Annotated in this window: 13 protein-coding genes and 1 pseudogene; 7 read left to right on the forward strand and 7 right to left on the reverse strand. The window is 67.4% G+C overall.

Going from position 1 to position 10,419, the window contains the following annotated elements:
• Positions 1 to 362: 362 nt before the first annotated feature.
• Positions 363 to 1,940, reverse strand: coding sequence for a PPE family protein (locus tag B8W69_RS27585; protein WP_085292857.1), 1,578 nt, complete (start codon positions 1,938 to 1,940; stop codon positions 363 to 365).
• 233 nt (positions 1,941 to 2,173) lie between these two features.
• Positions 2,174 to 3,079, reverse strand: a complete 906-nt coding sequence (locus B8W69_RS27590; RefSeq protein ID WP_085292871.1) for a class I SAM-dependent methyltransferase — start codon at positions 3,077 to 3,079, stop codon at positions 2,174 to 2,176.
• Between the two features lie 199 nt (positions 3,080 to 3,278).
• Here B8W69_RS27590 and B8W69_RS27595 point away from each other — a divergent pair, with 199 nt between their 5' ends.
• Both B8W69_RS27595 and B8W69_RS27600 read left to right on the forward strand, forming a co-directional pair.
• The gene (locus B8W69_RS27595; RefSeq protein ID WP_085292872.1) at positions 3,279 to 4,460 is read left to right on the forward strand and encodes a cupin domain-containing protein; all 1,182 of its coding nucleotides are present in this window, start codon (positions 3,279 to 3,281) and stop codon (positions 4,458 to 4,460) included.
• An 11-nt stretch (positions 4,461 to 4,471) separates the two neighbouring features.
• Entirely contained in the window at positions 4,472 to 5,473 is a 1,002-nt protein-coding gene (locus B8W69_RS27600; RefSeq protein WP_085292858.1) for a sulfotransferase family protein, read from the forward strand.
• Between the two features lie 41 nt (positions 5,474 to 5,514).
• On the opposite strand, the pseudogene B8W69_RS27605 reads toward B8W69_RS27600, so the two are convergent.
• A pseudogene (locus B8W69_RS27605) lies at positions 5,515 to 5,640 on the reverse strand (50S ribosomal protein L31); the annotation flags it as partial.
• A complete protein-coding gene (gene mrf / locus B8W69_RS27610) occupies positions 5,637 to 6,836 on the reverse strand; it encodes a ribosome hibernation factor-recruiting GTPase MRF (RefSeq protein ID WP_085292860.1) in 1,200 nt (399 codons plus the stop codon). The gene mrf and the pseudogene B8W69_RS27605, both read right to left, overlap by 4 nt.
• 105 nt (positions 6,837 to 6,941) lie before the next feature.
• Here mrf and rpmB point away from each other — a divergent pair, with 105 nt between their 5' ends.
• The 5 genes from rpmB to B8W69_RS27635 are packed head-to-tail and all read left to right on the forward strand — an operon-like array spanning position 6,942 to position 8,302.
• Positions 6,942 to 7,178, forward strand: a complete 237-nt coding sequence (gene rpmB / locus B8W69_RS27615) for a 50S ribosomal protein L28 (RefSeq protein WP_065027844.1) — start codon at positions 6,942 to 6,944, stop codon at positions 7,176 to 7,178.
• Positions 7,178 to 7,342, forward strand: coding sequence for a 50S ribosomal protein L33 (gene rpmG / locus B8W69_RS27620; protein WP_085292861.1), 165 nt, complete (start codon positions 7,178 to 7,180; stop codon positions 7,340 to 7,342). Before rpmB ends, rpmG begins: the two co-directional genes overlap by 1 nt.
• A gap of 2 nt (positions 7,343 to 7,344) precedes the next feature.
• Entirely contained in the window at positions 7,345 to 7,650 is a 306-nt protein-coding gene (gene rpsN, locus B8W69_RS27625) for a 30S ribosomal protein S14 (protein WP_085292862.1), read from the forward strand.
• On the forward strand, positions 7,650 to 7,916 hold the full coding sequence (gene rpsR / locus B8W69_RS27630; protein WP_085292863.1) for a 30S ribosomal protein S18: 267 nt from the start codon (positions 7,650 to 7,652) through the stop codon (positions 7,914 to 7,916). Before rpsN ends, rpsR begins: the two co-directional genes overlap by 1 nt.
• Positions 7,913 to 8,302, forward strand: coding sequence for a hypothetical protein (locus tag B8W69_RS27635; RefSeq protein ID WP_085292864.1), 390 nt, complete (start codon positions 7,913 to 7,915; stop codon positions 8,300 to 8,302). Before rpsR ends, B8W69_RS27635 begins: the two co-directional genes overlap by 4 nt.
• Before the next feature lie 4 nt (positions 8,303 to 8,306).
• Here the strand turns inward: B8W69_RS27635 and B8W69_RS27640 are convergent, their stop codons facing one another.
• From B8W69_RS27640 to B8W69_RS27650, 3 genes are all read right to left on the reverse strand, one after another.
• Positions 8,307 to 9,044, reverse strand: a complete 738-nt coding sequence (locus B8W69_RS27640; protein WP_085292865.1) for a TIGR03943 family putative permease subunit — start codon at positions 9,042 to 9,044, stop codon at positions 8,307 to 8,309.
• Positions 9,044 to 10,036, reverse strand: coding sequence for a permease (locus B8W69_RS27645; protein ID WP_085292866.1), 993 nt, complete (start codon positions 10,034 to 10,036; stop codon positions 9,044 to 9,046). Before B8W69_RS27645 ends, B8W69_RS27640 begins: the two co-directional genes overlap by 1 nt.
• 73 nt (positions 10,037 to 10,109) lie before the next feature.
• Positions 10,110 to 10,419, reverse strand: a 310-nt coding sequence (locus tag B8W69_RS27650) for a PPW family C-terminal domain-containing PPE protein (protein WP_110882087.1), incomplete at its 5' end; no start/stop codon positions are given.

A 10,419-nucleotide genomic window follows, 5' to 3' on the forward strand; every position in this document is an offset into this window, starting at 1 on the left:
CCCCTAACCTAACTGCCTGAAGTTAGCATTGCATAAGCTAACTGTCGAGGCGTTTGGGCCTGTTCGGCTCACCACCGCACTGTCCTTCTTTTACCGCTGCCGAGGATGTTTTCAGGGGCTTTTATCCGCATTTCCGGCCTGCTCACAGCCGCGTGCCGAGTGGCCGCACAGCAAGCCCCCACCTTAATGAAAACCATTTTCAATATCAACTCGGCCCGACTCTCCAGGAAGCGGCCGCCGCGGCCAAGCGGATTCGGGACTTCACCGTCCGCACCGGCGCGGTCATAGCAACGACTCCTTGAGATTCGGGGTGAACTCGACTGCCGCCGCGACCAGCGGCGGGCGGAACGATCACGCAGCCACTAGTCGGTTGACGGGCCGGAAAAGTTCCGCGGCTCATCGGTGTCCCAACTGCCCGGCAACATAGGTGCTGTCGGTCCGCTGCCGAACTCGCCACCGGCAAGCGTGGTCAACCCCGCTGCCTCGGTGGTCTCTTTGCGCGTCGTTCCGGCAAAGCCCAAAGGCCCCGCGCCACGGTCCGAGGCCACCGAGGCGGCTGACGCGACTGGATCCATCATGGGGTCGAGTGACCCGGCGTCCGGTTCAAGGTCCATGAATTCGTAGCCGTGGTAGTGGTCTTTCATGGTCGCCCGACGGCGCCGCCGCGCCCGTTGCTTTTCGGCTGCTGATGCCGCGGCGGCAGCGGCAGCCGCCGATGAATCGGGCTCAGATGCCTTGCGTTGCGCGCTACTGCTTATGCCCATGCCGCTCCCGGCGGCCGGACCACCCACCAGATAGGGGTAGGGAGCGCCCCCGACGCCGCCCGGCGGCGGTGGACCAGCCGTTGCGGGGGCGGAGGCCGGCGCGGTGGCCGGGGCCGAAGCCGGCGCGGTGGCCGGCGCGGGAGCGGCGGCGGCCGGAGCGCCCAACGGAGCGGTACTGCCAGTGGTCGCGGGCGCGGCCGTGGGCTCGGGTGCCGGGGCGGCCGCCTCGGCCGGGGCCCCCACAGGCGCGTTGGGCTGGATTGCGGCCAGGGCAACCAGGCTTGCGCCGCCTCCGGCAAGTCCGGGCACCAGCAACGGAGTCAACAACAGCTGCGGGAAAAACTGAATAGCTTGGCTCAAGTGGCCCAACAGGTCGGCAATCACCCCGAAGAAGTCGTAATAGAACTGGGTGAGGATCGGCCCGGGGTTTTCGAGAAACGCAAGGGGGTTTTGCAGAATCAGTTCGATATCCCTGAAGAAGGTTTCGGGACCTTCGAGGAATCGGTTTATCCACCAACTCAAGTCGTCCGGGTTGCCGGAGTCATCGTCGACGATGGGCAATATCCCCTGGTCGCTGTTGCCCTGGCCGCCGTAGGTGGCGCCGGTCGTCCCCTGGCCGGTCTGGACCCCGGTGGGGTCAGCCATGATTTGTGGTGCCGGATCGGACTGCGGTGCCGCGGCCACCGCCGTGGTGGCGACCGCCTGGTAGGTGGACATCGTGGTCGCCGCCTGAGTCCACATCCGCGTGTAGTCGGCCTCGTTGACCGCGATGGGAATGGTGTTGATCCCGAAGAAGTTCGTGGCAAGCAATGCGCCGTGCACGGCGTGATTGCCGGCCAGCTCGGGCAACGTCGGCATGGCCGCCAACGCGGCGGTGTAGGCGGTGGCCGCTGTTTCCTGCGAGGCGGCCATGGCGGCGCTCTTGGTGCTCGCCTGGACGAGCCACATCAGATATGGCACATGCGCGGCCACGTACCGCTCGGCAGTTGGCCCTTCCCACGCGCCCGCCTGCGCGGCCGCCAAGGTTTGACTGAGCTCGTCGGCCACCGAGGCATAGGTTTCGCTCAACGCCGTCCACGATGCGGCCGAGGCCAGCAAGCCGGCGGGTCCCGGACCGCTACTGAGCAGCGCCGAATGCACCTCTGGGGGAAACGCCATCCATATCGGTGCGGTCATGATCCCCCGTCCGCTACCGCGAATGACGACGCGGCCGATCGATTCCAAAAAGCGCGTGGCGCCATGCCAGAGACTCCTCGCCGGGCTATCAACGACCGCCTGGGCTGTGCGGTGTAAGGGTGAGCCCGGTAGTAGTCGGACGGGGACCCGGGCAAGTTCCCCCGGGTCCCGGATTCATCGATAACTCACGAAAAACGGGCCGCGATCAGCGACCGCGGCCGGTTTTCGGCGGGTCAGGCCCGAACGGCGCTCACCAAGGTGTTGCGCGCGACCATCGGACCGGCTTCGGTATCGGGCCCGGGCACTGGACGGCCGACCTGACGAAGGTAGTCGGCCAGCGGCGTGCCGACCGCATCCCAGCCGTGCATGCCCAACCATTCGGTGGCGGGCGCATGCCGCTCGTTGTAGACCAGCTGGAAGAACACGCGGCCGTCGCCCTCGGCGGTGGCGGCGCGTTCTTCCGCCACGGCGGCCTCAAAATCGTCGGCCTGCATCGGGGCGCCGTCCTCGACGGCGACGTGGCTACCGTGACCGGCCAGGCCGTCGATGCCGGTGAACAACTGCTCCTGGGCGCTGGCCGGAAGGTAGATCAGCAGGCCCTCGGCGATCCAGGCGGACGGCTTGGCCGGATCAAAGCCGTTGTCGCGCAGCGCTTGCGGCCAGTCCTCGCGCAGGTCGATGGCGATCTCCCGGCGCTCGGCACGCGGTTGGGCGCCGGCACCGGTGAGCACCTCACGCTTGAAGTCGAGCACTTGCGGTTGGTCCAGCTCGAAGATCGTCGTCGCGGCCGGCCAATCCAAACGGTAGGCCCGCGAGTCCAGCCCGGCCGCCAGGACGACCACCTGGCGCACGCCCGCCTCGGCAGCCTTGAGGAAATATTCGTCGAAGTACTTGGTGCGGGCACCCTGGAAGTTGACGAAGTGCTGGCCGAAGTCGGCGGTCTTCAGTTGATGATCGGGGTCCTTGCCGTCCAGTACGTCGGCCGCGGGGCCCCCGACGGCGCGACAGAAGATCTCCGCGTACGGATCCACGGCCAGTGGGTCGGGCTTTTGCGCCTCCAATGCCCGCGCCGTTGCCACGAACAACGCGGTCGAACCCACACTCGTTGTGATGTCCCAGGTATCGCCTTCGCTTCGCACCCAATCCACCCTACGCGGAGCTGACGACACGCGTTTTCCGGTGGCGCGCAATGGTAACGGGAATACCGGCATAGCAAATATTCCATCCGGCGGGCCCTGGCCCGGTCGGCGTCGACGCGGTTAACCGGCCATCCGTCATACTGAGATATCGGTGAGGCGGAGCCTTACCGCTTTATCACTACCATGTTTCGGGGAGCTCATTATCGAGCCATCACTAGCCTGGCTGCTTCAGCCCCTTTCCGTCGACACCTTTCTCGATGAGATATGGGGGGTAACGCATCACCACGTCAACCGCTGCCGCGCCGGTTATTTCGACAGTCTCCTGCCGGGACCGTCGGCGGTTGAGGATCTTCTGGGTCTTTTCCGTCGGGAGCCCGCGGCGGTACGGCTGGTGCGAGGCAAGGACAAGAAGGGACCCGACAACTACCAGCTGGCCGACGGAAGCCTGGATCTGGCCGGTATTCGCAACGACTTCGCCCAGGGTTACACGATTGTCGTGGATGGCGTCGAGCGCTACGCGCGCCCGGTTGCGACGCTGGCCCGCTCGCTTGAGGTGGACCTGAACTTTCCGATACAGGTCAACGCCTACGTCTCCCCACCCGGATCAAGGGGACTCGTTCCGCACTACGACGCACACAATGTGTTGATTCTGCAGATCCAGGGATCCAAGACCTGGCACTTGTACGAGGGCGCCGACGTCCCGCCGCGCAACATACAGCGCACCACGGATCCGGCGGTTGCGACCGACTGCCTGCCCTCGCCAACCGATTTGTGTCTCGAAGCCGGCGACGTGCTGTACCTGCCCCGTGGCCGGGTTCATGCCGCGGACACGATGTCAGATCCATCCGTGCATCTGACCGTTGGTTTGCACGCTCCCACGGTGCTCGCGCTTGCCATCGGGGCGCTTTACTCGCAGAGTTTCCACGATGATCGTCTCAACGCCGTATTGCCGCCGCGTCATCTCGATGACCCGAATGTGCAGGCAAGGGTAGCCATGCTGGCGCGTGATGCCGTGCAAACCGTCGAGGATCCGGGTGTCGTCACGGGAGGCCTCGGCGCACTGGCCGACGTCTTGGTGCGCCGCGGCCAATGCCCACCAGTCGGACGGATCTCCGATAGCGCTGGCATCGACGAACAAACCCTGGTGACGAGGTACCAACCGCTGTATTCGCGGGTGAAAGCAGTTGCCGACCGCGTCGAGTTGAAGTTCGCGACGTTGTCGGTGGGCGCGACGCCCGACCACAAAGCCGCGATGGAATTCCTCTCGACAAGCTCCGAGCCGTTTCGAATCAAAGACCTGCCCGAGCTCACGGCGCAGCAACAGATCGAACTGGCCCGATCACTGATAGTGAGCGGATTCTTGGTACGAGTCTCGGACTGACTGACGTCTCGATGAACCTCGCCGACCTCGCCCGCTGGACGCCGGTCCGTCTCGACTTTTCCGGGACCACGCCGATGGTCTACTGGGCCGACCTGTCGGCGGTGCGCTTTGTTGAGCCATTCTTCGACCAAACGGTCACCCGGTGGGCTTCCGGCCCGCAAGCCCGGCCCCCGGTCAGGACCGGTCTCGAAGAGCTCGTTGCTCTCGATAGCGAGCCGTCGCTCGAACCGGCGGGAATGATCTTTCACCTGTCACGGTGTGGATCGACCTTGGTATCAAGGCTTTTGGGCACACTTCCCGGCGTCGTCGTCCTCAACGAGCCGGCGCCGCTCAACACACTCCTCGGGCTCGCTTCAGATCGGCTCGACGAGCCCGAACTGATTGCCGCCGTGCGACTGGTGGTGCGGGCGCTCGGCCGCTGCCGTCACGGCGACGAACGGTGTGTGGTGCTCAAATGCTCCAGCTGGAACATCCGCCGCCGCGCGATCCTTTCCGCGGCATTCCCGGACACACCCTGGATCTGGGTCCAGCGCGACCCGGCGCGCGTCCTGGCCTCGCTTCTTGCCAACCCGCCGGGATGGCTCGGCCTGCAGGCCGCGCCGGACCGCGCCGCGGCGCGTTTTGGGCTTGACCCGGCCGCGGTCCCGGCCATGACGCGCGAGGAGTTCGCGGCCCGTGCCCTCGGCGCGATGCTGCAGGCGGCGGCGAGTGATCCCGTCGGGCGCCTCTGCGTCGACCATGCCGACCTGCCGGCCGCGGTATGGCAGCGCGTCGTACCGCATTTCGGGTTCGACGCCGACCCGACGGCAATCACCCGCATGACCGTCCAATCCCGGTTGTATGCCAAGGATTTCGCACCCCGCATCTTCACCGGCGATCTTCCCGAGCAGCGCCCGATGACCGACGACATGGTGCGGGCCGCACAGCGCTTCGCCGAAGTGGGCTACCGTGGCTTGGCGTCGGTTGACCAGGACGGGACCGAACCGCCCGCGGCACAGCCCTTTACATCTTAATGAAAATCATTCTCATTAAACTGTGCTCTCGCTGAGTCCGTGCCGTGCGGCGTTTGCCACTCGACGGTGCGCGAACTGGTCAGTGTCGATCGGGTCAGAAACATCGCACCGGTGGTGGCGTCCTGAAAGACGACGGGGTGGTAGTCGGGATGAGTGCCGGGCTTCATGAGAAATCCCCGTCCTGCCGGGTATGCCGGGCCGCGTTGTCGGCGGCATCCGCCCGGTCCGCGCACGGCTCCTCGTGCCAGTCGCCGAACGGGTCGTCGTAGTCGATCCAGTCCCCCGGGCGTCGTATCTCCTCGTCGGTGAGCAGCGCGCCGCGCAGGGCGTCGAGGATGTCGGCGGGTTTCGCACCGCACACCAGGATGGTCATCGCCGTGTGCCGATCACCGTGCCGGTCGTCCCAGCTCAGCTCCGCGAAAGTCCTTCGCTCCGTGTCGATGCCGTCCACCTCGAGGTCGTCGAGGACGGCCAGCCACTTGCCCGCCGAGCTGACCCGCAACCCGGCGCCGGCCGATTCCAACCACATCGCCCGGTCGGGCTGGTTGGCCAGCCAGAGCCGCCCCCGGGTCCTGACCACGCCGTCGAGCAGCAGATCCAGGCACGCGTGCAGACGCTGCGGATGGAAGGGGCGCCGGGAATTGAACTCCACCAAGCTGATTGGCCCGCGGGATTCCAGCGGCGGCTGACCGGCCAGCAGCGGACCGTGCGGGTCGTCGCTGCGGCCGCGGCGCGCGTCGCGATACAGATCGTTCAGCGCGTCCTCGATGCCTTCGGCGCCCACCCGAACGCGGGCGCGCGGGGACAGGCGGCGCAGCACGGCGGCCACGAACGGATTCGGGTGATCGAGCACGACGACGTCTGCGAATTCGGCCTGGCCGATCACCACCTGAGCCTCGGTGCGCCCGTCGTCCAACTCGTCCTCGCCGAGCGCCCGGTTCAGCCACGCCGCTGAATCGACACAAGTCACCACAGCGGCAATCGACACATCCAGGGCGGCGGGCCCGTCAACATATCCGGGTGCCACGCGCACCCGTACGTGGTTGATCGCCAAGCAGATCGGCTCGGGCTCGAGCCAGGGCCCCAGGTGCACCACGATCCGGTCGACGTCGTCGCGCCGGTGCAGTTGACGCAACAACACCAGCAGGTCGTTGCGGATGGTGCACGAAACGCAGCCGTGCGCGAGTTCCAGGCCGGTCTCGTCGGACGTCAAGACGCCGTCGGACAGCGCGGTCGTCGTTCGGCGCACGACGTGACCGTCGAACCGGTGCTCTACCACCAGCGTTCCTCGGGCGCGCAACAACGCCCCCACGACCGGGGCGGTGTCCCTCTGACCTGCGACCAGGATGACGGGCGTCCGCATCGTCCTCCTTATTAGCAATCATTTTCATCTAGCCCTCCCATACGGTACCGTTCGTGGCGGGACTTGTCGAAAATCATTTTCAATAAGCTGTAACGGAGGTACACGGTGTCCGCCCACTGCCAGGTGACCGGACGGCGACCGGGTTTCGGTAATGCGGTATCGCATTCCCACCGCCGAACGTCTCGGCGCTTCAACCCCAACATCCAGCTCAAGACGTACTACCTGCCCTCGGAAGGCCGCCGGATCCGGCTGCGGGTCAGCGCCAAGGGCATCAAGGTGATCGACCGCGACGGCATCGAGGCGGTGGTGGCACGACTGCGCCGCGAGGGGCAGCGAATCTGATGGCACGCAACGAGATTCGCCCCGTGGTCAAGCTGCGCTCCACCGCGGGAACCGGATATACCTACATCACCCGCAAGAATCGGCGCAACGACCCCGACCGCCTGGTGCTGCGCAAGTACGACCCCGTCATCCGCCGCCACGTCGAGTTCCGCGAGGACCGCTGAACATGGCCAAGAAATCCAAGATCGTCAAGAACGACCGCCGCCGCGCGACCGTGGCACGCTATGCCGAACGCCGCGCCGAACTCAAGGAGATCATCCGCTCATCGGCGAGCACCGCCGAGCAGCGGGCGGCTGCCCAGGACGAGTTGGCGCGCCAGCCCCGCGACGCCAGCGCGGTGCGGGTGCGCAACCGCGACGCCGTCGACGGACGCCCCCGCGGTCACCTCCGCAAGTTCGGGCTGTCGCGGGTGCGTGTTCGCGAATTGGCGCATGCCGGGCAGCTACCCGGCGTGCGGAAGGCGAGCTGGTGATGGCCAGGCAAGCCGCGCGCACCCGCCGGCCCGCGCTACCGCCGGGCCGCTCACCCAAAAGGAATCTGCTGCACAGCCTGGGGCTGGACGCGGTGAACTACAAGGACACCGCGACGCTGCGCGTGTTCATCTCCGAACGCGGCAAGATCCGGTCCCGCCAAGTCACCGGTCTGTCCGTTCAGCAACAACGGCAGGTCGCGACGGCCATCAAGACCGCCCGCGAAATGGCGTTGCTGCCCTACCCCGGACGGCACACGGCGCGATGACGCCTCCGCGCCGCGGCACCGATCGCCCCTTCACCGTGATCGTCTGCGCCACTTGCGCGGTCGGCCACGAGCTATCGATGATCGACGAACTGCGTCCCACCATCCGGCGCTGTCCACACTCCGTGCTGGTCTCGGCCGCCTGCATGCTCGGACCGCTCACCTGTGCGTCGCGGCCGACCGGGTGCGGCGTCATGGCCGTGGTGCAGCCCTGCACGAGCGATCGGGTGGCCTGCGGCCCGGCGCATTGGATAGGCCCCATCGCCGACAGTGCCGCGGCCGCCGAACTGCGCGATTGGCTGGAGCGCGGGCAGTGGGAAAACACGCCCGTCCCAGCCCAACTCGGGCAGCATGAGCGGTGGACGAGTGGCTCCAGCCGACGCAACTGATGGGTCAGTGGGGGTAGGCGTACGGGTTGGGTGGGGCGTCGATGCGGGTGACCGCGGTGGCCTGCAGCGTGGGAATCGGCGGCGAATTCGGTTGCCGCGGTGCGGGTATGACCTGGCCTTGGACCCGGATCCAGGTGTTGTCCGATAGCCCGGCCGCCTCCCCGGCCGCGGGCCCGCGCAGGTGGATGCGGGCCAGCTGAGCGTCGGCCGCGCAGCAGATGATGACGACGCGACCGAGGTCGACGCCCTGCGCCTCGTTGAGCACGAAACCGGTGACGTTGATCGACCGGTTCGTCAACGATCCGGTCGTGTCGTGCGCTTCGCGCATCAGCACCTCGGGCAGCGAGACGTCCGGGTCCGGCCCGGGCGGCAGCGGCGGGAATGCTTTGTTCAGAGCATCATTGGATACAGACGTCACCGACGGGGTGGCGGCCGAGGGCCGCAATGCGGGAGGCGCCACGAACATCAGCACCAGAACCGCGACCACGAGCATCCAGACGATGCCGGTCCGATGGGAATGCCCGTGGCCATGATCGGCTTCCGCCTCACTCGTCCGCGGGCCGCCCCGGCGAATGTCGCCGACGATCGCCACCAGCGCCAAACCGATGAGCACCACCGCCGACACGATCAGCCACGGCATCAGCCCGGGCTTGACGTAACGGGTGAACACGCCCGACCCGGTGATCATGGCGATGCTGATGCCTACCAACAGCAGCACGGTGTTCTCGGCCTCGCGGCTCATCAACGGGCCCCCAACGCGAAAATCCCGATCGTGCAGGCGCTCGCGATGGCCACCACGAACGTGCAGGGGGCGAAGCGCGCGGCGAACGCCCGGCCGAACATGCCCGCCTGCATCGCGAACAGCTTGACATCGACGGCCGGACCGACGACGAGAAACACCAGCCGGGGCAGCAGCGGCACCATCGTCATGCTGGCCGCCACGAACGCGTCGGCCTCCGAACACAGCGCCAGCACCACCGCCAGGGCGGCCATCAGCACGACGCCGAGCACGAGGTCGGTCGCCAGATGCGCGAACACCCACTGCGGCACCACCACGTGCAGCAGGGCCGCCGCGGCCGCGCCGAGCACCAAATACGATGCGGCCTGCAGGAAGTCGTGACGCGCGGCCTCGGTGAAGACCACCCATCTCGGTTCGGTCTGCGTTCCCGCGGCGGGCAGCCGGCGGGTGATCCATTCCGGGCGACCCCACCGCGACCACGCCCAGCCCATCACCACCGCGGTCAGCAGCGACGCCCCCATGCGGGCGAAGACCATCCGGGGCGCGCCCGGAAACGCCACCGCCGTGGCGACCAGGACGACCGGGTTGATCGCCGGCGCGGCCAGCATGAACGTCAACGCCGCGGCCCCGGTCGCACCGCCTTCGCCGAACAGCCGTCGCGCCAACGGAACTGAACCACATTCACACCCCGGCAGCGCGACGCCGCCGACACCGGCCGCCACCACCGCCAAGGCCGGCCGGCGTGGCAACCAGCGCGCCAGCCGCTGCGGCGACACGAATGTCGCAATGAGGCCGCTGACCACGACCCCGAGCACCAGGAACGGGATCGCCTGCACGAAAACCCCGCAGAACACGGTGCCCATCGTGGACAGCGACGCGCTGTTGAAGACGGCATTGCGCAGGGTCGTCGCGGCCAAAGCGCAGGCCAAAAGGAGCGCCACCAGCACTTCCATTGACCCCAGCCGCAATCTGCGCCCGGACTTCAGCGTCTCCACCGCGTCATTATCTCAGCGCGCACCAGGGCGGGGCCCGCGGGACGGACCGACCAGGCCAACGGGGCGCCCGGCGCTAGGCGCCCCCGTCGTCGCCGTCCCGGCCCCAGGTGCCCGGCATCATCGGCAGCGTCGGTCCACCGCCGAACTCGTCGCCGGCCAGTGTGGTCAGCCCGACCGCCGCAGCGGCCGCGTCCCTGCGCGCGGTGCCGGCGAATCCCAGCGTGCCGGCGCCGTGCTCCGATGCCATCGATTCCCCGCCGTCGGACGGTACTCCCCAGTCCGGGTCGAGGTTGACGTTCATGTTCATGTACTCGTCGCCGTACCCCCGCTGTGTCGCGCGCCGGCGCCGGCGCGCGACACAGCGGGGGTACGGCGACGAGTAC

The sequence above is a fragment of the Mycolicibacterium vulneris genome (assembly GCF_002104765.1).
Taxonomy (GTDB): Bacteria; Actinomycetota; Actinomycetes; order Mycobacteriales; family Mycobacteriaceae; genus Mycobacterium; species Mycobacterium vulneris.

What these genes read in the sequence shown, in the direction of transcription:
- B8W69_RS27585 (WP_085292857.1), bottom strand. Translation starts at nt 1,940, where the DNA reads ATGACCGCACCGATATGGATGGCGTTTCCCCCAGAGGTGCATTCGGCG.
- B8W69_RS27600 (WP_085292858.1), top strand. Translation starts at nt 4,472, where the DNA reads ATGAACCTCGCCGACCTCGCCCGCTGGACGCCGGTCCGTCTCGACTTT.
- mrf (WP_085292860.1), bottom strand. Translation starts at nt 6,836, where the DNA reads ATGCGGACGCCCGTCATCCTGGTCGCAGGTCAGAGGGACACCGCCCCG.
- rpmG (WP_085292861.1), top strand. Translation starts at nt 7,178, where the DNA reads ATGGCACGCAACGAGATTCGCCCCGTGGTCAAGCTGCGCTCCACCGCG.
- rpsN (WP_085292862.1), top strand. Translation starts at nt 7,345, where the DNA reads ATGGCCAAGAAATCCAAGATCGTCAAGAACGACCGCCGCCGCGCGACC.
- rpsR (WP_085292863.1), top strand. Translation starts at nt 7,650, where the DNA reads ATGGCCAGGCAAGCCGCGCGCACCCGCCGGCCCGCGCTACCGCCGGGC.
- B8W69_RS27635 (WP_085292864.1), top strand. Translation starts at nt 7,913, where the DNA reads ATGACGCCTCCGCGCCGCGGCACCGATCGCCCCTTCACCGTGATCGTC.
- B8W69_RS27640 (WP_085292865.1), bottom strand. Translation starts at nt 9,044, where the DNA reads ATGAGCCGCGAGGCCGAGAACACCGTGCTGCTGTTGGTAGGCATCAGC.